At 63.3% G+C, this 23,437-nt stretch carries 22 protein-coding genes; 12 read left to right on the top strand and 10 right to left on the bottom strand.

The genetic code is table 11. The features are described from left to right. Both LOY37_RS20160 and LOY37_RS20155 read right to left on the bottom strand, forming a co-directional pair. A complete protein-coding gene (locus LOY37_RS20160) occupies window positions 1-804 on the bottom strand; it encodes a VacJ family lipoprotein (protein ID WP_045195448.1) in 804 nt (267 codons plus the stop codon). Beyond that, window positions 797-2,095, bottom strand: coding sequence for a hypothetical protein (locus tag LOY37_RS20155; RefSeq protein ID WP_045195447.1), 1,299 nt, complete (start codon window positions 2,093-2,095; stop codon window positions 797-799). The genes LOY37_RS20160 and LOY37_RS20155 overlap by 8 nt, the downstream gene beginning before the upstream one ends. A gap of 242 nt (window positions 2,096-2,337) precedes the next feature. Between LOY37_RS20155 and LOY37_RS20150 the strand changes: the two genes are divergently transcribed. Then, window positions 2,338-2,694 carry a hypothetical protein gene (locus LOY37_RS20150; RefSeq protein ID WP_213603495.1) on the top strand — a complete coding sequence of 119 codons (357 nt, stop codon included), beginning with the start codon at window positions 2,338-2,340 and terminating at the stop codon, window positions 2,692-2,694. Between the two features lie 563 nt (window positions 2,695-3,257). Here the strand turns inward: LOY37_RS20150 and LOY37_RS20145 are convergent. Further along, window positions 3,258-4,814, bottom strand: coding sequence for a beta (1-6) glucans synthase (locus LOY37_RS20145; RefSeq protein ID WP_258715594.1), 1,557 nt, complete (start codon window positions 4,812-4,814; stop codon window positions 3,258-3,260). A gap of 224 nt (window positions 4,815-5,038) precedes the next feature. Between LOY37_RS20145 and LOY37_RS20140 the strand changes: the two genes are divergently transcribed. From LOY37_RS20140 to LOY37_RS20130, 3 genes are all read left to right on the top strand, one after another. Continuing rightward, window positions 5,039-5,887, top strand: a complete 849-nt coding sequence (locus LOY37_RS20140; protein ID WP_258715593.1) for a glycine betaine ABC transporter substrate-binding protein — start codon at window positions 5,039-5,041, stop codon at window positions 5,885-5,887. Between the two features lie 191 nt (window positions 5,888-6,078). Next, complete coding sequence (locus LOY37_RS20135; protein ID WP_038994010.1) at window positions 6,079-6,390, top strand: DUF485 domain-containing protein; 312 nt, start codon at window positions 6,079-6,081, stop codon at window positions 6,388-6,390. Then, the gene (locus LOY37_RS20130; protein ID WP_045195438.1) at window positions 6,387-8,045 is read left to right on the top strand and encodes a cation acetate symporter; all 1,659 of its coding nucleotides are present in this window, start codon (window positions 6,387-6,389) and stop codon (window positions 8,043-8,045) included. The genes LOY37_RS20135 and LOY37_RS20130 overlap by 4 nt, the downstream gene beginning before the upstream one ends. A gap of 122 nt (window positions 8,046-8,167) precedes the next feature. Here LOY37_RS20130 and LOY37_RS20125 read toward each other — a convergent pair whose 3' ends face one another. Then, a complete protein-coding gene (locus LOY37_RS20125; RefSeq protein WP_010224169.1) occupies window positions 8,168-8,320 on the bottom strand; it encodes a DUF3309 family protein in 153 nt (50 codons plus the stop codon). Between the two features lie 241 nt (window positions 8,321-8,561). Between LOY37_RS20125 and LOY37_RS20120 the strand changes: the two genes are divergently transcribed. From LOY37_RS20120 to csrA, 3 genes are all read left to right on the top strand, one after another. Then, a complete protein-coding gene (locus LOY37_RS20120) occupies window positions 8,562-9,377 on the top strand; it encodes an SDR family oxidoreductase (protein ID WP_258715592.1) in 816 nt (271 codons plus the stop codon). A gap of 53 nt (window positions 9,378-9,430) precedes the next feature. Next, entirely contained in the window at window positions 9,431-9,763 is a 333-nt protein-coding gene (locus LOY37_RS20115; protein ID WP_045195432.1) for a YnfA family protein, read from the top strand. A gap of 135 nt (window positions 9,764-9,898) precedes the next feature. After that, window positions 9,899-10,081, top strand: coding sequence for a carbon storage regulator CsrA (gene csrA / locus LOY37_RS20110; RefSeq protein WP_045195430.1), 183 nt, complete (start codon window positions 9,899-9,901; stop codon window positions 10,079-10,081). 1 nt (window position 10,082) lies between these two features. Here csrA and LOY37_RS20105 read toward each other — a convergent pair whose 3' ends face one another. The 5 genes from LOY37_RS20105 to mnmC all read right to left on the bottom strand — a co-directional run bounded on the left by LOY37_RS20105 (window position 10,083) and on the right by mnmC (window position 17,271). Further along, window positions 10,083-10,310, bottom strand: coding sequence for a YheU family protein (locus LOY37_RS20105; protein ID WP_045195429.1), 228 nt, complete (start codon window positions 10,308-10,310; stop codon window positions 10,083-10,085). Window positions 10,311-10,376: 66 nt separating this feature from the next. After that, entirely contained in the window at window positions 10,377-11,561 is a 1,185-nt protein-coding gene (locus LOY37_RS20100) for an osmoprotectant NAGGN system M42 family peptidase (RefSeq protein WP_258715591.1), read from the bottom strand. A gap of 14 nt (window positions 11,562-11,575) precedes the next feature. After that, complete coding sequence (gene ngg, locus LOY37_RS20095) at window positions 11,576-13,321, bottom strand: N-acetylglutaminylglutamine synthetase (protein ID WP_258715590.1); 1,746 nt, start codon at window positions 13,319-13,321, stop codon at window positions 11,576-11,578. 3 nt (window positions 13,322-13,324) lie between these two features. Next, window positions 13,325-15,112 carry an N-acetylglutaminylglutamine amidotransferase gene (locus tag LOY37_RS20090; protein WP_045195423.1) on the bottom strand — a complete coding sequence of 596 codons (1,788 nt, stop codon included), beginning with the start codon at window positions 15,110-15,112 and terminating at the stop codon, window positions 13,325-13,327. Window positions 15,113-15,255: 143 nt separating this feature from the next. Then, window positions 15,256-17,271, bottom strand: coding sequence for a bifunctional tRNA (5-methylaminomethyl-2-thiouridine)(34)-methyltransferase MnmD/FAD-dependent 5-carboxymethylaminomethyl-2-thiouridine(34) oxidoreductase MnmC (gene mnmC / locus LOY37_RS20085; protein WP_258715589.1), 2,016 nt, complete (start codon window positions 17,269-17,271; stop codon window positions 15,256-15,258). A gap of 135 nt (window positions 17,272-17,406) precedes the next feature. Here mnmC and pap point away from each other — a divergent pair, with 135 nt between their 5' ends. After that, complete coding sequence (pap, locus tag LOY37_RS20080) at window positions 17,407-18,900, top strand: polyphosphate:AMP phosphotransferase (protein WP_045195420.1); 1,494 nt, start codon at window positions 17,407-17,409, stop codon at window positions 18,898-18,900. A gap of 140 nt (window positions 18,901-19,040) precedes the next feature. Continuing rightward, window positions 19,041-19,997 (top strand): DMT family transporter, encoded by a 957-nt coding sequence (locus tag LOY37_RS20075; RefSeq protein WP_258715588.1) that lies wholly within the window; start codon window positions 19,041-19,043, stop codon window positions 19,995-19,997. 1 nt (window position 19,998) lies between these two features. Here the strand turns inward: LOY37_RS20075 and LOY37_RS20070 are convergent, their stop codons facing one another. Then, window positions 19,999-21,393 carry a class II fumarate hydratase gene (locus LOY37_RS20070; RefSeq protein WP_045195415.1) on the bottom strand — a complete coding sequence of 465 codons (1,395 nt, stop codon included), beginning with the start codon at window positions 21,391-21,393 and terminating at the stop codon, window positions 19,999-20,001. Window positions 21,394-21,549: 156 nt separating this feature from the next. Here LOY37_RS20070 and LOY37_RS20065 point away from each other — a divergent pair, with 156 nt between their 5' ends. The 3 genes from LOY37_RS20065 to LOY37_RS20055 all read left to right on the top strand — a co-directional run bounded on the left by LOY37_RS20065 (window position 21,550) and on the right by LOY37_RS20055 (window position 23,437). Further along, window positions 21,550-22,074, top strand: a complete 525-nt coding sequence (locus LOY37_RS20065) for a DUF2059 domain-containing protein (protein WP_093380399.1) — start codon at window positions 21,550-21,552, stop codon at window positions 22,072-22,074. 15 nt (window positions 22,075-22,089) lie between these two features. Beyond that, entirely contained in the window at window positions 22,090-22,389 is a 300-nt protein-coding gene (locus tag LOY37_RS20060; RefSeq protein ID WP_045195412.1) for a BolA family transcriptional regulator, read from the top strand. Between the two features lie 109 nt (window positions 22,390-22,498). Next, on the top strand, window positions 22,499-23,437 hold the full coding sequence (locus LOY37_RS20055) for a rhodanese-related sulfurtransferase (protein ID WP_045195410.1): 939 nt from the start codon (window positions 22,499-22,501) through the stop codon (window positions 23,435-23,437).

Below are 23,437 nucleotides of genomic sequence, written 5' to 3'. Positions count from 1 at the left end.
TTACTCGGCGATCTGCAGCTTGCGCGCCTCGGTGTAGACGTAGCGCACCTTCTCGTACTCGAACGGCGAGTTGAGCTGGCCATAGCGGAAGCTGGTGGTGTAGCGCTTGTCGACGGCGCGCAGTACCCAGACTTCCGGATGGTTGCTGCTGACTTCGGCGACGTTGAGGAAGTTGATCCAGTTCTCGGCGCCATAGTCCACCGCCAGGCCACCGGTATCGCGCAGGTTCGACGGGCCGATGATCGGCAGCATCAGGTATGGGCCTTCCGGCACGCCGTAGAAGCCCAGGGTCTGGCCGAAATCCTCGCTCTGGTGCGGCAGGCCCATCTTGCTTGCCGGGTCCCACAGGCCGGCGACGCCGATGGTGGTGTTGAGCAGCAGGCGCGCGGTGATTTCCATCGAGCGCTTGCCCTTGAGTTGCAGCAGGCTGTTGAGCAGGTTCGGCACATCGCCGACGTTACTGAAGAAGTTGCTCACGCCGCTGCGCACAAAGTGCGGGGTGATGTAGCGGTAGCCGTTGACCACCGGCAGGAACACCCATTGGTCGAAGCGGTAGTTGAAGTGGTAGATGCGCCGGTTCATCGATTCCAGCGGGTCGTAGACGTTCAGCGCCGCCAGGGTCGAGCGTTCGAATTCGCGCTGGTCCAGGCCGGGGTTGAACTTGAGTGCCTTGAGCGGTTCGGTGAAGCCATCGGCATCGACCGGATCGGCTTCGATGACGCTGGCGCGCGGTGCGGTTTCTTCAGCCGCCTGGGCCAGGCCGCAGGCCAGCAGCGCGCTAATGATCAGTAGGCGTTTAACCACGGAAGAACTCCAGCATGGCGTCGCTGTTGACGCGATAATTGAGGTTGCCGCAATGGCCGCCGTGGGGGTACAGGGTCAGGCGATCGCCGAAGGCGCTGCGCAGGAAGCCCAGGTCGCCAGGGCCGAGGATGACGTCGTCGGCGTTGTGCATCACGGCGATTTTCGGGCTCTGTTGCAGGTAGTCCTTGAGCGCGTAGAGGCTGACCTGGTCGACCAGTTGCAACAGGCTGCCGCCGTCGGTGCGGGCACGCCACATGGGGATCACCTGCTCGGTCAGGTAGCAGTCGAAGTCGCATTGCAACGCGCGCTTGAAGAACGGCGTGAGGCTGCTGCCTTCGGTGATCGGGTACTTGGGCGGGATGATCAGGCCGCGGCGGTTGATCAGGTCGGAGGTAAAGGCGATATCGGCCGCCGAGAAGCGGAACGAGGTGCCGATGACCATTGCCATCTGCTCGTTGGACAGGTGCTGGCGTGACTGCTGGAAGTCGTACAGCAGCGCATCGTTGAGGTCGATGTAGCCCTTCTGCTGGAAGTAGCGGGTCAGCTTGTTGAGCACCAGCTCATAGAAGGTGGTGCTGTTGTTGACGCCCTTGACTTCAGTCTGCACCAGCTTGTCGAGGTTGCTGATCGAGGTGTAGAGGTTGACCGGTGGGTTGAGCAGCAGCACGCGCTTGAAGTTGAAGCTGCGCCGGGTTTCATCCAGGTGGCTGACAAACGCCGCATCCAGGGCGCCGAGGCTGTAGCCGCTGAGGTAGTACTCGCTGACCGGCAGGCGCGGGTGCTGAGCGCGCACGCCCTGCATCACCCGGTAAAGGTCTTCGGCGTCTTCCTTGGTCACCCCGGGGGTGGCGTAGCGCGAGGCGGCGGTGATGAAGTCGAAGCTGGTCGGCGATGACAACTGCACCACGTGGTAGCCAGCCTTGTAGTAGAGCTTTTTCAGGTACTCGTTGATGCTGCTGGAGTAGGGCGCGCCGGTGCCGGCAATCAGGAAAATCAGCGGCGCCTCGTGGTCCTGGCGGGCCAGGCGATACTTGAGCTTTTTCACCGGCCAGAAATTGTCGGGCAGGGTGAAGGCCCGTTCCGGGCGCATGTTCAGGCTGTAGTCGGACTGGGTGATGTCGTCGTCGCTAGGCAGCTCCGGGCGTAGCTCCGGCGGCGTCGTGGCGATGGTCGCCTCGAACGGGTTGGTCAACGGATAGCCGTAACTGGCCGCGTCGATGGTTTGTGCCCAAGCGCACGCACTCGAGATAAAGCCACCCAACAGGGCAGCGAGGCGCAGAGAACGAAGCATGACGGATCCCCAAAAATGCAGCAGCAAAGTGCGTTACGCAGGCTAGGACCATGGTGGCCCCGGCAAAGTTGCCTGGCGCTCCGGCATTTATCGTCCCAGATGTTGCCGCCGTCCGTTGAGGATTCGCAACAATTGGTTCCATTTATCTACAGGATAAAGTAGCTGAGGCTGGCGCTTTTGCCTTGCATAGACGCCCCGGGCGATTATGCTGGGCGCCGATTTTCATGTTTCTGGAGTGTCGCATGTCCCGCCGTTTACCGCTGATCGCATTGCTGGTGTTTCTGCCCTTGTGGCTGGCGGCAAGCTATGGGCTGCGTTATGTGCTGATGGAAGATGCCCACTGGGTGGCGACCTGCGCCGACCAGGCACAACTGTGGGGCTGCCAGGCGCGTTCGCTGATGGGCTTGATGATTCACTTCAGGATCGTGGCCTGGTCGGCCCTGGGCCTGGCACTGCTGGCCATGCTGGTGCCAGGGCGCGCGGGTTGGCGCCTGGCGGTGGCGGCACTGGTGTGCGGGGTGCCGGCACTGGTGCTGTACACCGCGAGCATTGCCGTGTTTGCCGTGGTGCTGGCGGGGTTGCGGCTGGTACGGCGTTAGTTGTCTTATCGCGGGTCAAGTCGAGTCGTCGCACCGCCGCTCCTACAGTGATCTCTGTGGGAGCAACTGTCTTAAGCAGCTTGCAAGTATTGGGGCAGCCAGGCTGTGTTTGAGCTGATCCATTTGATGATGAGGCGCTGCCGGCGCCTTCCGCCCTTACGGCGGGTCACTTTTGCTTGGCGGCAAAAGTAACCAAAAACGCCCTGTCCCTTCATCGGCCCTGCGCTGCGCTCCGGGTTCCGTCCTTCCACCCTTGCTCCCGTGGGGGCGCGCCGAAGGGCCGTCCCTGGCCCTGCGGCGCTCGCCGGCCATCCATGGCCGTCGCCCCACTACGCAAGGGTTCCACTCGGCCTTCTGCAAGGGACGATCGGTGGCGTCTGCAATTACGTACATCTAGAAGCAGAGCGCTTTTTTGCTTTCGCTTCTCGTGCATCGCCGGTCCATTCGCAGACAAGGCGAAGGTGAAGTGTGAGCAGTATCGCCAATGGATCAGCTCGCGCCTCTAAAGGCCTACGCTACCTGTGGGAGCGGCGGTGCGGCGATCCGACTTGTCCCGCGATGGTTCACTGCTGAACCCGAACCCGCAAGCTACGCCACAACGCCGCCACCATCAGCACGCTCACCCCGGCCCAGACCAGCGCTTGCTGGTTGCTCAGCCCTTCACGGTACAGCTGCGGGGCGATGCCGGCGCCGATGATCAACGCCAGCAAGGCCGCTTCGCCCCGGCGTGCCGCCACCGGCCGCAGCAGGTACACCACTGCCGGCAACAGCAACGCGGGGCTGGGGAAGCTGCGATAACGCGGGTCGAACACCAGCGCCAGCATGCTCACCGCCGCGGCAAAACCCGCCGCCAGCAACCACCAGCCGCCACGCGCTTGGAGCCAGGCGAAGGCCCGCTGGCGCCAGCCCTGGCGCTGCGACAAGGCCAGCGCAGCATGCGCCAGCACCAGCAGGTTCAGGCCCACCAGCAAAATTGCCCAGACCCATTCGCCGACAAAGCGGCTGTTGATGCGCAACTGTTCGCCCCACAGGCCCAGGCTGGCCGCAGCCAGGGCCGCCAGCAGTGGCAACAGCAAGGCGCTGCGAGTGCCGCGTACGCGCCCGGCCAGCAGCAGGGTGGCGGCGAACAGCACGACACCTGCGCCCAGCCACTGCGGCCAGAACGCCAGGTTGCTCACCGGCCCTTCAAGGATGCCCTTGTCCTGGCGGTCGGCGTCATACAGGCCCCAGTAGCCGCCCACGGCGCCTTCGCTGGCACGTTTCCAGGGCTGGTCGAAAGCTTCGATCAGGTTGTACTGCCAGCCGTGCTGTTCGGCCATGGCGACGAAGCCGCGAATGAAGCGTGCCTCGTTGACCCGGCTGGGCAGGGCGGTTTCGCGCTGGCGGCCTTCGCTCGGCCAGCCGGTTTCGCCAATGACGATCTCCTTGGGCGCGAAGCGGTTGCCGAACACCTGGCGGATCTCGCCGACGTGCACCAGGGCATCGTCGATGCTCTTCGGGTCATCTTCCCAGTAGGGCAGCAGGTGGATGGTCAGGAAGTCCACCGCCGGAGCGATCTCGGGGTGTTGCAGCCAGAACTCCCAGACATCGGCGTAGGTCACCGGCACGCTGACCTGGCTTTTCACCTGGTTGATCAGCGCCGCCAGTTGCGGGCCGGTGACTTCCTTGCGCAGCAGGGTTTCGTTGCCGACGATCACCGCCTTGACCACGTCCGAGTTGGCATTGGCCGAGGCGATCAGGGCCTTGACCTCTTTTTGCGAATCCACCGGGTTGGCGTTGATCCAGGCGCCGAGCATCACCTTCAGGCCATGCTTGCGGGCAAGGTCGGGGATGGCCTCAAGGCCGGTCATCGAGTAGGTGCGGATGCACTCGAAACGCTCGGCCAGCAAGGCCAGGTCGGCGTCCATGCGCGCCGGGCGCAGCTGGAACGGTTGGTCGAACGGCGACTGGTCCTTGTCGAACGGGGTGTAGGAGGCGCACTGCAGCTTGTGCGACGCGCTGGCCGCATCCGGCAGCACCACCGGCTTGCCCAGGCCGTACCACAGCCCTGCGAGGGCGAACAGGCCCAGCAGGCAGGCGAACAGGTAGGGTAATAGCGGGAAGCGCGCAGTCGAGGACATGGAACAGACCGTCTGGAAACAAAGCCGTCAATAGTACCCGCAAATGGCGCCGGCCAAAGCCTTGGGCTACAAAGATCGTCAGGGTGGGTGTTGCTTGATGTAACGATTTCAATGGCTGGCGATGTGATGTCGTTTCTCGTTGTCCCGAGGTCGCTACCAGAGCAGGTCAGCGACCATGCGCGGTTGATGATGCAGCTTCCGTGACGTGACGAGGGGATGCTTGGATGAAAATGCGACGACTCCTGGGGGTGGGCACCGCCCTGGTAATGGCCATTGGCGCGGGACAGGCGCTGGCCAAGGAAGTGAGCATCGGCTATGTCGATGGCTGGTCCGACAGTGTGGCGACCACCAACGTCGCCGCCGAAGTCATCAGGCAGAAGCTCGGCTATGACGTCAAACTGCAGGCCGTGGCCACCGGCATCATGTGGCAGGGGGTGGCCACCGGCAAGCTCGACGCCATGCTCTCGGCCTGGTTGCCGGTAACCCATGGCGAATACTGGACCAAGAACAAGGACAACGTGGTCGACTACGGCCCCAACTTCAAGGATGCCAAGATCGGCCTGATCGTCCCCGAATACGTCAAGGCCAGCTCGGTGGCCGACCTCAAGACCGATGACAGCTTCAAACAGAAAATCGTCGGCATCGACGCAGGCTCCGGGGTCATGCTCAAGACCGACCAGGCCATCAAGGACTACGACCTCACCGGCTACAAACTGCAGGCAAGCTCTGGCGCGGCGATGACCGCAGAGCTTGGCCGCGCCTATGCCAAGCAGCAATCGATCGCGGTGACCGGCTGGGTGCCGCACTGGATGTTCGCCAAGTGGAAGCTCAAGTTCCTCGAAGACCCCAAAGGCGTGTACGGCGCCGCCGAAACCGTCAACAGCATTGGCAGCAAGGAACTGGACAGCAAGGCGCCGGAAGTGGCGGCGTTCCTGAAGAAATTCCAGTGGCAGTCCAAGGATGAAATCGGTGAGGTCATGTTGGCCATTCAAGAGGGCGCAAAACCTGAAGCCGCAGCCAAGGACTGGGTGGCCAAACACCCGGAACGCGTAGCTGAGTGGACCGGCAAATAATGGCCTAAAGCCTCTATCTGGCACCTTCCAGGGCCGCACCCGCGAAACGCCGGTGCGGCCCTTGTCGTTTCAGGCTGTTACCGAATCGGTAAAAGAGTTTTGCATCTAAGACTAAGGTCGTCTGGAGTGCGTTCGAAGGCAGCATAAAGTGGAGTGGGTACTACCTAATCTGTGCTGCGAGGACAAAAACAATGAACGACAGCATTTACCTCTCGATACAAAACAGCCCGCGGTTCAAGGAGCTGGTTTCAAAACGCGAACGTTTCGCCTGGATTCTCTCGGCGATCATGCTCGGTCTCTACGCCGCCTTCATCCTGTTGATTGCCTATGGCCCGCATATTCTCGGTGCCAAGCTCAGCCCTGACTCGTCGATCACCTGGGGTATTCCCCTTGGTGTCGGTCTGATCATCTCGGCTTTCATCCTCACGGCCATCTACGTGCGTCGCGCCAATGGCGAGTTCGACGAGATGAACAAGGCGATCCTCAAGGAGGCTCAGCAATGATCCGGCGTCTACTGGCAACCCTGGCCTTCGGCGTTTTTGCACCCGCCGTCTGGGCCGCTGACGCCCTCACCGGCGCGGTGCAGAAACAACCCTTGAACGTCTCGGCGATCGTCATGTTCGTCGCCTTCGTCGGTGCCACCCTGTGCATCACCTACTGGGCGTCCAAGCGCAACAAGTCCGCCTCCGACTACTATGCCGCCGGCGGGCGCATCACCGGTTTCCAGAACGGCCTGGCGATTGCCGGCGACTATATGTCGGCCGCATCCTTCCTGGGTATTTCCGCCCTGGTGTTCACCTCCGGTTACGACGGCCTGATCTACTCGATCGGCTTCCTGGTCGGCTGGCCGATCATCCTCTTCCTGATCGCCGAGCGCCTGCGCAATCTGGGTAAATACACCTTTGCCGACGTCGCCTCATATCGCCTCGGGCAGAAGGAAATCCGCACCCTGTCGGCCTCGGGCTCACTGGTGGTGGTGGCGTTCTACCTGATCGCGCAGATGGTCGGTGCCGGCAAACTGATTCAGCTGCTGTTCGGCCTGGACTACCACGTCGCGGTGATCCTGGTCGGTATCCTGATGTGCATGTATGTGCTGTTCGGCGGCATGCTCGCGACCACCTGGGTACAGATCATCAAGGCCGTGCTGCTGCTCTCCGGTGCCAGCTTCATGGCGCTGATGGTGATGAAGCACGTCAACTTCGACTTCAACGCGCTGTTCTCCGAAGCGATCAAGGTTCACCCTAAAGGTGAAGCGATCATGAGCCCGGGCGGGCTGGTCAAAGATCCGATCTCGGCGTTCTCGCTGGGCCTGGCGCTGATGTTCGGTACCGCCGGCCTGCCGCACATCCTGATGCGCTTCTTCACTGTCAGCGACGCCAAGGAAGCGCGCAAGAGCGTGCTGTATGCCACCGGTTTCATCGGCTACTTCTACATCCTGACCTTCATCATCGGCTTTGGCGCGATCCTGCTGGTCAGCACCAACCCTGAGTTCAAGGACGCTGCCGGCGCCCTGATCGGCGGCAACAACATGGCGGCGGTGCACCTGGCCGATGCCGTGGGTGGCAGCGTGTTCCTCGGCTTCATCTCGGCAGTGGCCTTCGCCACCATCCTGGCGGTGGTTGCCGGCCTGACCCTGGCCGGTGCCTCGGCGGTGTCCCACGACCTGTATGCCAGCGTGATCAAGAAGGGCAAAGCCAACGAGAAGGATGAGATCCGCGTGTCGAAGATCACCACCGTCGCCCTTGGCGTGTTGGCGATCGGCCTGGGCATCCTGTTTGAAAGCCAGAACATCGCCTTCATGGTCGGCCTGGCGTTCTCCATCGCTGCCAGCTGTAACTTCCCGGTACTGCTGCTGTCGATGTACTGGAAGAAACTGACCACCCGTGGCGCCATGATCGGTGGCTGGATGGGCTTGATCAGTGCCGTGGCGCTGATGATCCTCGGCCCGACCATCTGGGTGCAGATCCTCGGCCACGAGAAGGCGATCTACCCGTACGAGTACCCGGCGCTGTTCTCGATGATCATTGCCTTTACCGGTATCTGGTTCTTCTCGATCACCGACAAGTCCAAGGCCGCCGATGACGAACGCGCGCTGTTCTTCCCGCAGTTCGTGCGCTCGCAGACTGGCCTGGGTGCCAGCGGTGCGGTGTCTCACTAAGTAAGCAAAAAGGCAGCCTTTGGCTGCCTTTTTAGCGGCAAGCTCCAAGCCACAAGCCGCAAGTTGAAGCCGTACGCGTACTGCTTTGACTTGCGGCTTGCTGCTTATGGCTTGCAGCTTTTCTATATCTTGCCGAGCAACAACAGGATCAGCAGGATGATCAGCACCGTACCGATGATGCCGGATGGCCCATAGCCCCAACTTCTGGAGTGCGGAAAGACGGGTAAGCCACCGATCAACAGCAGAATCAGGATGATGATAAGTATGGTGCCCATGGCAGTTTCCTTGTTTGGCTTGAGAAGTAGGCGTTACGCTGCAATCCATCTCTTCGGTCATGTGTTTCATGCCCGCCTGTTAATTCCGACTGCCGCCAGTGGCTAAAAGTTTTATCCCATCTTTATTAGTCACGTTCACCGCTGTTTGCCCCGGCCATTCAGCATCCTGATACTGCGTGGGTGGCGGCCTTGGCTTCGCTACACTGGCCTGAACTTTCCAGAACAGTACAAGGCAGCTGCTATGCAAAAGCGCATGATGATTACCGGTGCCGGCTCGGGGCTTGGGCGCGAAATTGCCTTGCGCTGGGCGCGCGAGGGCTGGCAACTGGCCCTGGCCGATGTCAACGAGGCCGGCCTCAAGCAAACCCTGGCGCTGGTACGCGAGGCCGGCGCCGACGGTTTCGTGCAGCGCTGCGATGTGCGTGACTACAGTCAGCTCACCGCCCTGGCCCAGGCCTGCGAAGAAAAGTTCGGCGGCATCGATGTGATCGTCAACAACGCCGGGGTGGCCTCGGGCGGGTTTTTCGCCGAACTGTCGCTGGAGGACTGGGACTGGCAGATCGCAATCAACCTGATGGGCGTGGTCAAGGGCTGCAAGGCTTTCCTGCCACTGCTCGAGCGCAGCAAGGGCAGGATCATCAACATCGCCTCGATGGCCGCCCTGATGCAAGGCCCGGCGATGAGCAACTACAACGTCGCCAAGGCCGGGGTGCTGGCCCTGTCGGAAAGCCTGCTGATCGAGCTGCGCCAGCAGGAGGTCGCGGTGCACGTGGTGTGCCCGTCGTTCTTCCAGACCAACCTGCTCGACTCGTTCCGTGGCCCGACCCCGACGATGAAAGCCCAGGTCGGCAAGCTGCTGGAAAGCTCGCCGATCAGCGCCGCCGATATCGCCGACTACATCCACCAGCAAGTGGCCGCCGGCGAGTTCCTGATCCTGCCTCATGAGCAGGGCCGCGAAGCCTGGAAGCTCAAGCAGCGCAACCCGCAGATGCTCTACGACGAGATGGCCAGCATGGCCGAGAAAATGCGCGCCAAGGCGCGGCCGTCCCAGGCTTGAGCGTCGCCATCAGGTATTCTTGGCCATCCTTTGAACAGCCTTGAGTACCTGGTGTGATCAATTACCTGTGGTTTTTCCTCGCGGCGATCTTCGAGATCGGCGGTTGCTATGCCTTCTACATGTGGCTGCGCCTGGGCAAGAGCGCCTGGTGGATTGCCCCGGCCTTGCTCAGCCTGACCCTGTTCGCGCTGATCCTCACCCGGGTCGAAGCGGCGTATGCCGGGCGCGCCTATGCCGCCTATGGAGGTATCTACATCGTCACTTCGCTGTTGTGGCTGGCGCTGGTCGAGCGGGCGCGGCCGCTGGGCACTGACTGGATCGGCGCGTTGTTGTGCGTGCTGGGGGCCAGCATCATCGTCCTCGGGCCACGTTTGCAGAGTGCCTGAAGGGTCGAAAACTCAAGAAATCTGTAGGCAAAATCGCCCAGTTAAGTGGGATGGGTCTAATTCGCCGTCGGAGCATTGAAGGCGTCCGGCACCCCGTGCAGTCTCCGAATTCCCTGATTTGTGGAGGATCGGAGCATGTTGGTAATAGGCCGCGAAATAGGCGAAATCATCGCCATCGACGATGACATCAAGATCAAGGTGTTGTCGGTGGACGGCAACACCGTGCGCTTCGGCATCAGCGCGCCGCGGCACATCGAGGTGCACCGGGCGGAGATCTACAAGCGTATCGTCGAGCAACTGGCCAAGCAGGCCGGTTGAATCAGTCGAGCAGTTCCTTGGGCACGTCGTGCTTGGCCAGCAGCTGGCATTGCTGGCTTTCAAGGTCGAACAGAATGAACGCCTGTTTTTTTGCCAGCGCCTGGCGCACCCGTAGCACGCGGGTTTCCAGAGGGGTGTCGTCACCGTTGTCGGTGCCGTCGCGGGTGACGAAATCCTCGATCAAGCGGGTGAGGGTTTCGGCTTCCAGTTGGTCGTAGGGAATCAGCATGAACAGGACAGGTCTGGCGAAAAGGTAGCGCCATGCTACGCCAAACCTGTCCTGGCTGTGTAGGCGCTAGTTTTTGTTGCCGACCAGGCTGTCGACGGCCGGCACCCGGGTATCGCTTTCCATCTGTGCATCGTGCTCAAGCTGGTGGCTGAAACTTTCCAGCGAACTGCCGGTGGCTTGCGAGTCGCTGGCAAACACCGGCGGGCTGAGCAGGTAGGCGGTCAGCAGGCGGCTCAGCGCCGCCAGGCTGTCGATATGCGTGCGTTCGTAGCCATGGGTGGCGTCGCAACCGAAGGCCAGCAGGGCGGTGCGAATATCGTGACCGGCGGTGATCGCCGAATGCGCGTCGCTGAAGTAGTAGCGAAACACATCGCGGCGAGCCGGCAGTTCGTGTTCGCGGGCAAGTTTGAGCAAGTGGCGCGTCAGGTGATAGTCATAGGGACCGGCCGAATCCTGCATGGCGACGCTGACCGCGTGTTCGCTTGAGTGTTGCCCGGGCGCGACCGGGGCAATGTCGATACCGACGAACTCGCTGACGTCCCAGGGCAGGGCGGCAGCGGCGCCGGAGCCGGTCTCTTCGGTGATGGTGAACAGCGGGTGGCAGTCGATCAACGGCTGTGCGCCGCTTTCAACAATGGCCTTGAGCGACGCCAGCAGCGCCGCGACACCGGCTTTGTCATCCAGGTGGCGGGCGCTGATATGGCCGCTTTCGGTGAACTCGGGCAGTGGGTCGAAGGCGACGAAGTCACCGATGCCGATGCCCAGCGACTCGCAATCGGCGCGGGTGGTGCAGTAGGCATCCAGGCGCAACTCAATGTGCTCCCAACTGACCGGCATCTGATCGATGGCGGTGTTGAACGCGTGGCCGCTGGCCATCAGCGGCAACACGCTGCCGCGCAGCACGCCGCTGTCGGTGAACACGCTGACGCGGCTGCCTTCGGCAAAGCGGCTGGACCAGCAGCCCACCGCCGCCAGCGACAGCCGGCCGTTTTCCTGGATCGCCCGCACGCTGGCGCCGATGGTATCCAGATGGGCGGACACCGCCCGGTCGGGCGAGCTTTTGCGGCCCTTGAGGGTGGCGCGGATGGTGCCGCGACGGGTCAGTTCGAAGGGGATGCCGAGCTCCTCGAGGCGCTCGGCGACATAGCGCACAATGGTGTCGGTAAAGCCGGTGGGGCTGGGAATGGCGAGCATTTCCAGCAGGACTTTCTGCAAGTACGTGAGGTCCGGTTCGGGAAGCTGTTGGGGCATGCGAACTCCTGTGCTCATGGCGCGGGTCGACTGTGGGGGAACAACAGGTCGACGAAGCGCTCGGCAGTCGGTTGCGGTTCATGGTTGGCCAGGCCGACGCGTTCATTGGCTTCGATGAACACGTAGTCGGGCTGGTCGGCGGCCTTGACCATCAGGTCCAGGCCCACCACCGGGATGTCCAGGGCGCGGGCGGCGCGGATGGCAGCGTCGACCAGCACCGGGTGCAGGCGCTCGGTGACGTCCTCCAGGCAGCCGCCGGTGTGCAGGTTGGCGGTGCTGCGCACAGCCAGGCGCTGGCCGGCAGGCAGTACGCTGTCGTAATCGACCCCGGCAGCGTGCAGGGTGCGCTGGGTTTCGTGGTCCAGAGGGATGCGGCTTTCACCGCCCGTTGCCGCCTGACGCCGACGGCTCTGGGCTTCGATCAGGGCGCCGACGGCGTGCTGGCCGTCGCCGACAATCTGCGCCGGGTGGCGGATGGCGGCGGCGACCACGTCGAAACCGATGACCACGATGCGCAGGTCAAGGCCGGCATGAAAGCTTTCCAGCAGCACGCGGCTGTCGAAGCGCCGGGCGCTTTCTACCGCTGCACTGATTTCATCGAGGGTGCTCAGGTTGACCGCCACGCCGTTGCCTTGCTCACCGTCCAGCGGCTTGACCACCACCGCGCCATGGTCTTCGAGGAAGGCCAGGTTGTCATCGGCATTGCCGGCCAGTTGCTGCGCAGGCACCTGCAAGCCTGCGGCGCTCAGTACCTTGTGGGTCAGGCTTTTGTCCTGGCACAGGGTCATGCTCACCGCCGTGGTCAGGTCGCTCAGAGACTCGCGGCAACGTACCCGCCGACCACCATGGATAAGGGTGAACAGGCCGCCATCGGCATCGTCGACCTGCACCTCGATACCGCGCCGGTAGGCCTCCTCGACGATGATCCGCGCATAGGGGTTGAGCCCGGTTTCAGGGCCTGGGCCGAGGAACAGCGGCTGGTTGATGCCGTTCTTGCGCTTGACCGCGAAGGTCGGCAGGTTGCGAAACCCCAGCTTGGCGTACAGGCGTTTGGCCTGGCGGTTGTCGTGCAGCACCGAGAGGTCGAGGCAGGTCAGGCCGCGGCTCATGAAGTGCTCGATCAAATGCCGCACCAGCACTTCGCCGACACCCGGGCGGGTGCACTGTGGGTCCACCGCCAGGCACCAGAGGCTGCTGCCGTGTTCCGGGTCGGCAAAGGCCTTGTGATGATTCAGGCCCATGACGCTGCCGATGATCGCGCCGCTGTCTTCGTCTTCGGCCAGCCAGTACACCGGCCCGCCCTGATGGCGCGGGGTCAGCAACTCGGGGTCGATCGGCAGCATGCCGCGGGCCTGGTACAGGGCGTTGATCGCCTGCCAGTCGCTGTCGCTCTGCGCCCGGCGGATACGAAAACCGCGAAACACCCGTTGCGCCGGGCGGTAGTCGCTGAACCACAGGCGCAGGGTGTCGGACGGGTCGAGGAACAATTGCTGCGGGGCCTGGGCCAGCACCTGCTGCGGCGCCGCCACGTACAGGGCAATGTCGCGCTCGCCGGGGCGTTCGTCGAGCAGGGCGCTGGCCAGGCTGGCCGGGTCGGGGTAGGTGTGGCCGATCAGCAGCCGCCCCCAGCCGCAGTGCAGCGAACGCGGCTGGTCGTGGGGCTGGCTGCCATCGCCGGCCAGTTGCGCCTGCAGTCGCTCATAGGACGGCACCTGGCCGCGCAGCAGGCGCTGGCCGTAAGGTGAGGCATGGGCTTTCATCGATCAGATTCCTTGTTCGCTGAGCCACAGGTTCAAGGCAGCCAGTTGCCAGAGCTTGGAGCCGCGCAGCGGCGTCAGCTGGCCGTGGGGATCGCTGAGCAGGCGGTCGAGGGCGGCGGGGTTGAACAGGCCGCGGTCCTGGCTGGGATCAAGCAGCAACTCACGCACCCAGTCCAGGGTTGCGCCCTGCAGGTGCTTGAGGCCCGGCACCGGGAAGTAGCCCTTCTTGCGGTCGATGACTTCACTGGGGATGACCAGCCGCGCGGCTTCCTTGAGCACCTGCTTGCCACCGTCGGGCAGCTTGAAGCGCGCCGGGATGCGCGCCGAGAGCTCGACCAGGCGATAGTCGAGGAACGGCGTGCGCGCTTCCAGGCCCCAGGCCATGGTCATGTTGTCGACCCGTTTGACCGGGTCGTCGACCAGCATCACCGTGCTGTCCAGGCGCAGGGCTTTATCCACCGCATCGCTGGCGCCGGGCTGGGCGAAGTGCTGGCGGACAAAGTCGCCGGCGGCGTCGTGATCGAGCAGCCAGGGCGCTTGCACGGTGGCGGCATAGTCGTCGTAGCTGCGGTCGAAGAACGCCTCGCGGTAGGCCGCGAACGGATCGCGCGCGCCGTCCACCTGCGGGTACCAGTGGTAACCGGCGAACAGCTCGTCGGCGCCCTGGCCGCTTTGCACCACCTTGCAGTGCCTGGCCACTTCCCGCGACAGCAGGTAGAAGGCAATGCAGTCATGGCTGACCATCGGCTCGCTCATGGCGCGAAAGGCCGCGGGCAACTGCTCGATGATCTCCCGCTCATCGATGCGCAACTGATGATGGCGGGTACCGTAGTGGCGGGCGATCAGGTCGGAGTACTGGAATTCATCGCCGCGCTCGCCGCCGGCATCCTCGAAGCCGATGGAGAAGGTCGACAGGTCATCGACACCGACCTCGCGCAGCAGGCCGACGAGCAGGCTCGAGTCGACACCGCCGGACAGCAACACACCGACATCCACCGCAGCGCGTTGACGAATCGCCACCGCCTCGCGGGTGCTGTCGAGGACGCGGTCGCGCCAGTCTTCCAGGCTCAGGTCCTGTTCGTCGGTGCGCGGGCCGTAGTGCAGGTGCCACCAGACTTGCTGCTCGCAGCGGCCCTGGGCATCGATGCGCATCCAGCTGGCCGGTGGCAGTTTCTCGATATTGGCCAGCAGGGTGCGTGGCGCTGGCACCACGGCGTGGAAGTTCAGGTAGTGGTTGAGCGCCACTGGGTCGAGCACCGGGTTGATGTCGCCGCCCTTGAGCAGCGCCGGCAGGCTCGAAGCGAAGCGCAGGCGTTCGCCGGTGCGCGACAGGTACAGCGGCTTGACCCCGAGGCGGTCGCGGGCGAGGAACAGCTGCTGGCTGTCACGTTCCCAGATCGCCAGGGCGAACATGCCGTTCAGGCGCGGCAGCAGGTCGGCGCCCCAGGCGTGATAGCCCTTGAGCAGCACCTCGGTGTCGCCGTCCGAGTAGAAGGCATAGCCGAGGCTTTCCAGCTCGCTGCGCAGCTCGGGGAAGTTGTAGATGGCGCCGTTGAAGGCCAGCGACAGGCCCAACTGGTTATCGACCATGGGCTGCGCCGAGCCGTCGGACAGGTCCATGATTTTCAGCCGGCGATGGCCCAGGGCAATCGGCCCCTGGCTATGGAAACCCCAGGCGTCAGGGCCGCGAGGTGCCAGGTGATGGGTGATCCGCTCGACCGCGGCGAGGTCCGCCGGGCGTGGTGGGTGGGCAACAGGGGTGAAACGAAACTCTCCAGCTAATCCGCACATAAGTCCTTACCGGTTTTGCCGTTGGGGAAGGTGCCCGAAACCCGGGCACATGGAAACTGACCGGTGCGGATAGCGAGAGTTTTAGATCAATCGGTTATAAGCGGTAGCTGCAAGCTTCAAGCTGCAAGAGCACGCCGGGTCAATCAGCTTTTAGTGTGTGGCTTGGCGCTTGTCGCTGCTTTTTTACTTCTGATCAATTCACGCAACATGAAGCGATTGGGGTGGCAGGCTTCGGCCACGGCGCGGGGCACCGGCAGCGGTGCGTTGTCGGCCCAGGCGGCGATCATTTCGCCCGCCAGTGGCGCGGTGATCAGCCCGCGCGAGCCATGGCCGTTGTTGATGAACAGGCCTTCTAGCCAGGGGCAGGGGGTGGCGGGAATCTGCCGGGCATCGCGGGCCAATACCGCGTAGTCCTGGTTGAACTGCGCCTGTTCGGCCAGCGGGCCGACAATCGGCAGGTAGTCGGGGCTGGTGCAGCGAAACGCGGCGCGGCCCTGCAGCGTATGCGGGTCGAGACTGTGGGCGCCCAGGCGCTGGGCCAGGTCGCTGGAGATCGCCTCAAGCAGGCCAAGGTTGCCGACGTGCTCGCCGGGGGTGGGCGTGAGGTCGGTGCTGTGAAAGTCGAAGCTGGCGCCGAGGGTGTGCTCGCCATTGCGCGGCGGCGCGACATAGCCGTCGGCGCACACCACCGTGGTCAATGCCTGGCTTTGCGCTGTCACGGGCAGGCGGGTGACCTGCCCGCGAATGCGCTTGAGCGGCAACCCGGCGCAAGGCTCGAAGTTGTGGATTTCGGCGGCGGTCGCCAACACCACCAGCGGCGCGCTGGCCAGCAGTTTGTCGCTTTCCCAGGCTTGCCAGAGGCCGTCGACCTTACGCAGTTGCAGTACCTGATGATGGGTCAGCAGGGTGATGTTCGGGTGCTGCAGTTGCGCCTGGCACAGCGCCGGCGGATGCACCCAGCCGCCTTCAGGGTAGAACAGCCCGCCGCTGTCCAGGGCAACCCCGGCCAGTTGTTCAGCGTGCTCACGGTCCAGGCGTTGCAGCAATTGCGGGTTGAAGGCTGCGGCCAGTTGCTGCTGGCGCTGGTCTTCCTTGGCGTCGAAGGCCAGCTGCAGCACCCCGCAGCCATCCCAGTCCTGGCCGCGCTGCAGGCGTTCGAGCAGCCGCCGGGTGTAGCCGAAACCGCTGAGGATCAGGCGCGACAACGCCGTGCCGTGTGCAGACAGCTTCAGGTACAGCACCCCTTGCGGGTTGCCCGAAGCTTCTGCTGCTGGCGTCGCATGGCGCTCCAGCACCTTTACCTGCCAGCCGCGGGCGGCCAGGCTGGCGGCGCTGGCGCACCCGGCAAGGCCAGCGCCGATCACCAGCGCCTGGCGTGGGCCGCGCAGGGCAGGCGGCCGGGCAAACCACGGCGCGCTGGCGGCCGGTTGCGGCTGCTCGGCCGGCCAGCCATTGAAGGCGCCGCGCAGCACTTCCCATTTCTTGCCGATGCCGGGAATACGCTTCATGCTAAAGCCCACGGCGATCAGGCCGCGGCGCACCCAGCCGGTGCTGGTGAAGGTGCCGAGGGTGGTGCCGGGCGCTGACAGCCGGCCGATCTCGGCGAACAGCTCCGGGGTCCACATTTCCGGGTTTTTGGCCGGGGCAAAGCCGTCGAGGAACCAGGCATCCACCTGTGCATCGAGCTGCGGCAGTTGCTCCAGCACGTCGCCGATCATCAGGGTCAGGCGCACCCGGCCCTGCTCGAACGCGAACGGCTGGAAGCCTTCGTGCACTGCCACGTACTGGCTCAGCAACTGGCTGCTGAACGGCGCCAGCTGCGGCCACAGGGCCAGGGCGCGACTGAGGTCGGCGCGGGTCAGGGGGTATTTTTCGACGCTGATGAAGTGCAGCCGCGCATCAGCCGGGGCGCACTCGGCAAACAGCTGCCAGGCGCAGAAGAAGTTCAGGCCGGTGCCGAAGCCGGTTTCGCCGATCACCAGGCACTGGCCCGGCTGCATTGCGCTGAAACGCTGGCGCAAGTCGTTCTGGTCGATGAACACGTGACGGGTTTCCTCCAGGCTCTGCTCCTTGGAGAAATAGATGTCGTCGTATTGGCGCGAGTGCGGTCGGCCCTGGTCGTCCCAGTCGATCTGGGCGTATTGGGTTACTTCGGTCATGTTCGGCTCAACATTGGCAAGAGGGCCATTTTAGCTGATCGGCGCCAGGCTGTTTGACCTGTGGCAGGCTTTGTTTTGTGCCGACAAAGGTTTCGACAATCCGCTAGTCTTGCTTATCCAAGTAGGGAGCCTGGTATGTTCGAATCCGCTGAAATTGGTCACGCCATCGACAAAGACACCTATGACGCCGAGGTCCCGGCGCTGCGTGAAGCGTTGCTGGAGGCGCAGTTCGAGCTCAAGCAGCAGGCGCGTTTCCCGGTGATCGTACTGATCAACGGCATCGAAGGTGCCGGCAAGGGCGAGACGGTCAAGCTGCTCAACGAATGGATGGACCCGCGCCTGATCGAGGTGCGCACCTTCGACCAGCAAACCGACGAAGAACTCGCCCGTCCACCGGCCTGGCGCTACTGGCGGGCACTGCCGGCCAAGGGGCGGATGGGCGTATTTTTTGGCAACTGGTACAGCCAGATGCTCCAGGGCCGCGTGCATGGCCAGTTCAAGGATGCCGTGCTCGACCAGGCCATCCGCGGCGCCGAGCGCCTCGAAGAAATGCTCTGCGATGAAGGCGCGCTGATCTTCAAGTTCTGGTTTCACCTGTCCAAGAAGCAGATGAAAGCCCGCCTCAAGGCGCTCAAGGACGATCCGCTGCACAGCTGGCGGATCAGCCCGCTGGACTGGCAGCAGTCCGAAACCTACGACCGTTTCGTGCGCTTTGGTGAGCGGGTGCTGCGCCAGACCAGCCGCGACTACGCGCCCTGGCATGTGATCGAGGGCGTCGATCCGCATTACCGCAGCCTGGCTGTGGGCAAGATTCTGCTCGAAGGGCTGCAGGCCGCGCTCAAGTCCGATCACGGGCCGATCCACCAGGCCAACATCGCGCCGCTGGGTGAAAGCATCGACCAGCGCAGCCTGCTCGGCAGCCTCGACCTGAGCCTGCGCCTGGACAAGGACGACTACCAGGAACAACTGATTACCGAACAGGCGCGCCTGGCCGGCCTGCTGCGTGACAAGCGCATGCGCCGCCACGCCCTGATTGCCGTGTTCGAAGGCAACGATGCGGCGGGCAAGGGCGGTGCCATTCGCCGGGTGGCGGCAGCCCTCGACCCGCGCCAGTACCGCATCGTGCCGATCGCTGCGCCCACCGAAGAAGAGCGCGCACAGCCGTACCTGTGGCGCTTTTGGCGGCACATTCCGGCGCGTGGCAAGTTCACCGTGTTCGACCGTTCCTGGTATGGCCGGGTACTGGTCGAGCGGATCGAAGGCTTTTGCAGCCAGGCCGACTGGATGCGCGCCTATGGCGAGATCAACGACTTCGAAGAACAACTGAGCAATGCTGGCGTGGTGGTGGTGAAGTTCTGGCTGTCGATTGACGAACAGACCCAGCTCGAACGCTTTCAGGAGCGCGAGCAGATCCCGTTCAAGCGCTTCAAGATCACCGAGGAAGACTGGCGCAACCGCGAGAAGTGGGGGCAGTACGCGGAGGCTGTGGGCGACATGGTCGACCGTACCAGCACCGAGATTGCGCCCTGGACCCTGGTCGAGGCCAATGACAAGCGCTGGGCGCGGGTCAAGGTGTTGCGCACCATCAACCAGGCGCTGGAGGCGGCGTTCAAGAAGCACAAGAAATGATAGCGGGGGCTGCGAAAGCAGCCCCAGCAGGAGCTCAGGGAATGAAGTACTGAATTCTTTTCCGCATTCTTGCCTGTCTCGCCACCAACCCAGCCCGTAGAATCCAGTTTCCCCCCACCAAAGGGCTATCGAGGCTGGTTATGCATATTTCTTCCGGACGCTGGGTCTACGGTCTGTCCTTGTCGCTGCTGACCGCCGTGCTCTGGGGCATCCTGCCGATCAAGCTCAAACAGGTGCTGCAGGTGATGGACCCGATCACCGTGACCTGGTTTCGCCTGCTGGTGTCCGGCGGCCTGTTGCTGGCCTGGCTGGCGGCAAGCAAGCGCCTGCCCTCGTTCAATGGCCTCGGGCGCAAGGGCTGGGGCTTGGTGCTGCTGGCCACCTGCGGGCTGGTGGGCAACTATGTGCTGTACCTGGTCGGGCTCAAGCTGCTCAGCCCCGGCACCGCCCAGCTGGTGGTGCAGATGGGCCCGGTGCTGTTGCTGGTGGCCAGCGTATTCCTGTTCAAGGAACGCTTTAGCCTGGGGCAGGGCATGGGCCTGGTGATCCTGCTGCTGGGCTTTGGCCTGTTCTTCAATCAACGCCTGGATGAGCTGCTCACCTCCCTGAGCATCTACACCACCGGCGTGCTGACCATCCTCCTGGCGACCTCCATCTGGGTGTTCTATGCCCTGAGCCAGAAGCAGCTGCTGACGGTATGGAACTCGATGCAGGTGATGATGGTGATCTACCTGTTTTGCGCAGCCTTGCTGACCCCTTGGGTGCATCCGTTGGAGGCGCTGCAATTGAGCCCGCTGCAAGGCTGGCTGCTGCTTGCCTGCTGTTTGAACACCCTGGTGGCCTACGGCGCGTTTGCCGAAGCCCTGGCGCACTGGGAAGCCTCCAAGGTCAGTGCGACCCTGGCGGTGACGCCGCTGATCACCTTCGTGGCGGTGGCCCTGGCAGCCTGGTTCTGGCCCGACTTCGTGCATGCCGAGCAGATCAACACCCTGGGCTACGTAGGAGCACTGGTAGTGGTGCTGGGCTCGGCGCTGACCGCCCTGGGCCCGTCGATCATGGCCGGCTGGCGGGCCAGGCGCGTTCGCCTGGCCCGGTGATTCAGCCCTTGGCGCCCGGTTCGAGCATTTTTTCCGGGCGCACCCACTGGTCGAACTGCTCGTTGCTCAGGTAACCCAGGCTCAGCGCCGCCTCGCGCAGGGTGGTGCCTTCGCTGTAGGCCTTCTTGGCGATTTCTGCCGCCTTGTCGTAGCCAATGTGCGGGTTGAGCGCGGTCACTAGCATCAGCCCGCGCTCCAGGTGCGCGGCCATCTGCTCGGGATCCGGTTCGATCCCGGCAATGCAGTGCTGCTGGAAGTTGCTGCAACCGTCGGCCAGCAGTTCGATGGACTGCAGCAGGTTGTGGATGATCACTGGCTTGAACACGTTCAACTGCAAGTGCCCCTGGCTTGCCGCAAAGCCGATCGCGGTGTCGTTGCCCAGCACCTGGCAGGCCAGCATCGACAGGGCCTCGCACTGGGTCGGGTTGACCTTGCCGGGCATGATCGAGCTGCCCGGTTCGTTGGCCGGCAGGCGTACTTCGGCAATCCCGCCGCGCGGCCCGGAGCCGAGCAGGCGCAGGTCGTTGGCCAGTTTCATCAGGGCCACGGCGAGGGTTTTCAGGCCGCCGGCGAGGGTGGTCAGCGGTTCATGCCCGGCCAGGGCGGCGAACTTGTTCGGTGCGGTAACAAACGGCAGGCCGGAAAGCGCGGCGAGCTCGGCGGCGATGGCTTCGGCAAAGCCGTGCGGGGCGTTCAGCCCGGTGCCGACGGCGGTGCCGCCCTGGGCCAGCTCGCACACCGCCGGCAAGGCCGAACGGATCGCCCGCTGGGCGTAGTCGAGCTGGGCGACATAGGCCGAGAGTTCCTGGCCGAAGGTGATCGGTGTGGCGTCCATCATATGGGTGCGACCGGTTTTCACCAGGTGCTGGTGGCGCGCCGAGAGTTCCGCCAGCCCCGACGACAGTTCGGTGATCGCCGGCAGCAGCTTGTGCTGCACGGCCTGGGCGGCGGCGATGTGCATGGCGGTGGGGAAGCAGTCGTTGGAACTTTGCGAGCGGTTGACGTGATCGTTGGGGTGCACTGGCGTTTTGCCGCCACGGCCATTGCCGGCCAGTTCGTTGGCACGACCGGCGATCACTTCGTTGACGTTCATGTTGCTCTGGGTGCCACTGCCGGTCTGCCAGACGACGAGCGGAAACTGGTCGTCCAGTTGCCCGTCGAGCACTTCGTCGGCGGCTTGTTCGATCAGCCGGGCGATGTCCGCCGCAAGGTCTCCGTTGCGGTTGTTGACCCGTGCCGCGGCTTTCTTGATCAGCGCCAGGGCATGCAACACCGCCAGCGGCATGCGTTCCTTGCCGATGGCAAAGTTGATCAGCGAGCGTTGCGTCTGGGCACCCCAGTAGGCCTGGTCAGGAACTTCGACCTGCCCCAGGCTGTCAGTTTCGATACGGCTCATGCTGCGCTCACTCCCTTGTGGTCTGAATTCGCAGTTTAGGTCCTTATTTGGCGTAGCGGTTCCATCGCGCGTCGACCCACTTGAGCACTGTGCCACTGTCGGCGCAGAATGCTCTACTCTGGGGTACTACCTCCTCTGTCTATTGAAGGAATTCCGATGACCCGTCTTCGCGCCCTCTGCACTGCTGTAGCGCTGGTCTGCGCCAGCGGCCAGGTGCTTGCAGATACCGCCAGCCACAACGCCAGTGCTGAAAAATTCCTCATGATGGCGCATGCCGACAAGCTCGGTACTCCGGTCTACATGCAGGTGCAGCAGATGTTTGCCCAGCGTTTCGAACAGACCAAGGCCCCAGCCTCGAAGAAATCCGTGCTCGACAGCTACCAGGCCAAGGCCAACGCCGCCCTGGACCAGGCCATCGGCTGGAACAAGCTCAAGCCGGACATGGTCAAGCTCTACACCACCACCTTCACTGAAAGCGAACTGAAAGACCTGGTCGCCTTCTACCAGTCGCCTCTGGGCAAGAAAGTCCTCGAGAAGATGCCGCAGGTGACCCAGCAATCGGCGCAACTGACCCAGCAGAAACTGGAAAGCGCGGTACCGGTGGTCAACAAGCTGCTGGCTGACATGACCAAGGAACTCGACCCGAACGCCGGCAAGGCCGCCGCGCCAGCCAAGAAGTAAGCAGCGGAGCCCGACATGACCATGCAGCAAAAGATCGAGCACCGCCTGCAAGCGCTGGCACCCACGCACTTGCAGGTGCTCGATGAAAGCCACATGCACAGCCGTGGGCAGCAGACCCATTACAAGGCGGTGCTGGTGAGCGAGCAGTTCGAGGGGCTGAACAGCGTCAAGCGCCACCAGAAGGTGTATGCCACCCTCGGTGAGCTGATGAGCGAGTTTCACGCCCTGGCGCTGCACACCTACACGCCGCAGGAATGGCAGAAAATCGGTGTCGCCCCGGCGTCACCGACCTGCGCCGGTGGCAGCAAGCACTGATTTCCTCGTCAGGTTTTTGCTAGAATGATCAACGCGCCGCTTGTCGGCGCGTTTTTATTTGGCATCCGGTCCGCCCTTTGCGAGGGTGACCACCTGGAGAAGTTACTGCATGTCCCAAGCTATCGTCGTTGCGGCGCTGTACAAATTCGTCACCCTGAAAGATTACCTCGAGCTGCGCGAGCCGCTGCTCGAGAGCATGATGGCCAATGGCATCAAGGGCACCTTGTTGCTGGCCGAGGAAGGTATCAACGGCACCGTCTCCGGTACCCGTGAAGGCATCGACGGCCTGCTGGCCTGGCTGCGCAGCGATGCGCGCCTGGTGGATATCGACCACAAAGAGTCCTACTGCGACGAACAGCCGTTCTACCGCACCAAGGTCAAGCTCAAGAAAGAGATCGTCACCCTTGGCGTGGCGGGCGTTGACCCGAACTACAAGGTCGGTACCTACGTCGAGCCCCAGGACTGGAACGCGCTGATCAGCGACCCTGAAGTGCTGCTGATCGACACCCGCAACGACTACGAAGTGGCGATCGGCACCTTCGAAGGCGCGATCGACCCCAAGACCACCACCTTCCGCGAGTTCCCCGAGTACATCAAGGCCAACTTCGACCCGGCCAAGCACAAGAAAGTGGCGATGTTCTGCACCGGCGGCATTCGTTGCGAAAAAGCCTCCAGCTATATGCTCGGCGAGGGTTTCGAAGAGGTCTATCATCTTAAGGGCGGGATCCTCAAATACCTCGAAGAGGTGCCACAGGATCAAAGCCGCTGGCAGGGCGACTGCTTCGTGTTCGACAACCGGGTCACCGTGCGTCACGACCTGACCGAGGGCGATTACGACCAGTGCCATGCCTGCCGCACCCCGATCAGCGTGGAAGACCGTGCGTCCGAGCACTACTCGCCAGGCATCAGCTGCCCGCATTGCTGGGACAGCCTGAGCGAAAAGACCCGGCGCAGCGCCATTGACCGGCAGAAGCAGATCGAACTGGCCAAGGCGCGCAATCAGCCTCACCCGATCGGTCACAACTACCGCAAAGCTGCCGAGGCCTGA

It is taken from the genome of Pseudomonas sp. B21-012 (assembly GCF_024749305.1).
Lineage (GTDB): Bacteria > Pseudomonadota > Gammaproteobacteria > Pseudomonadales > Pseudomonadaceae > Aquipseudomonas.
Note: the sequence above shows the minus strand (reverse complement) of the source record. Positions and strands in the feature narration are given on the sequence as shown.

Coding starts and splice junctions, on each gene's coding strand:
- LOY37_RS20155 (WP_045195447.1), bottom strand. CDS start 2,095: ATGCTTCGTTCTCTGCGCCTCGCTGCCCTGTTGGGTGGCTTTATCTCG.
- LOY37_RS20150 (WP_213603495.1), top strand. CDS start 2,338: ATGTCCCGCCGTTTACCGCTGATCGCATTGCTGGTGTTTCTGCCCTTG.
- LOY37_RS20145 (WP_258715594.1), bottom strand. CDS start 4,814: ATGTCCTCGACTGCGCGCTTCCCGCTATTACCCTACCTGTTCGCCTGC.
- LOY37_RS20140 (WP_258715593.1), top strand. CDS start 5,039: ATGAAAATGCGACGACTCCTGGGGGTGGGCACCGCCCTGGTAATGGCC.
- LOY37_RS20135 (WP_038994010.1), top strand. CDS start 6,079: ATGAACGACAGCATTTACCTCTCGATACAAAACAGCCCGCGGTTCAAG.
- LOY37_RS20130 (WP_045195438.1), top strand. CDS start 6,387: ATGATCCGGCGTCTACTGGCAACCCTGGCCTTCGGCGTTTTTGCACCC.
- LOY37_RS20125 (WP_010224169.1), bottom strand. CDS start 8,320: ATGGGCACCATACTTATCATCATCCTGATTCTGCTGTTGATCGGTGGC.
- LOY37_RS20120 (WP_258715592.1), top strand. CDS start 8,562: ATGCAAAAGCGCATGATGATTACCGGTGCCGGCTCGGGGCTTGGGCGC.
- csrA (WP_045195430.1), top strand. CDS start 9,899: ATGTTGGTAATAGGCCGCGAAATAGGCGAAATCATCGCCATCGACGAT.
- LOY37_RS20105 (WP_045195429.1), bottom strand. CDS start 10,310: ATGCTGATTCCCTACGACCAACTGGAAGCCGAAACCCTCACCCGCTTG.
- LOY37_RS20100 (WP_258715591.1), bottom strand. CDS start 11,561: ATGCCCCAACAGCTTCCCGAACCGGACCTCACGTACTTGCAGAAAGTC.
- ngg (WP_258715590.1), bottom strand. CDS start 13,321: ATGAAAGCCCATGCCTCACCTTACGGCCAGCGCCTGCTGCGCGGCCAG.
- LOY37_RS20090 (WP_045195423.1), bottom strand. CDS start 15,112: ATGTGCGGATTAGCTGGAGAGTTTCGTTTCACCCCTGTTGCCCACCCA.
- mnmC (WP_258715589.1), bottom strand. CDS start 17,271: ATGACCGAAGTAACCCAATACGCCCAGATCGACTGGGACGACCAGGGC.
- pap (WP_045195420.1), top strand. CDS start 17,407: ATGTTCGAATCCGCTGAAATTGGTCACGCCATCGACAAAGACACCTAT.
- LOY37_RS20075 (WP_258715588.1), top strand. CDS start 19,041: ATGCATATTTCTTCCGGACGCTGGGTCTACGGTCTGTCCTTGTCGCTG.
- LOY37_RS20070 (WP_045195415.1), bottom strand. CDS start 21,393: ATGAGCCGTATCGAAACTGACAGCCTGGGGCAGGTCGAAGTTCCTGAC.
- LOY37_RS20065 (WP_093380399.1), top strand. CDS start 21,550: ATGACCCGTCTTCGCGCCCTCTGCACTGCTGTAGCGCTGGTCTGCGCC.
- LOY37_RS20060 (WP_045195412.1), top strand. CDS start 22,090: ATGACCATGCAGCAAAAGATCGAGCACCGCCTGCAAGCGCTGGCACCC.
- LOY37_RS20055 (WP_045195410.1), top strand. CDS start 22,499: ATGTCCCAAGCTATCGTCGTTGCGGCGCTGTACAAATTCGTCACCCTG.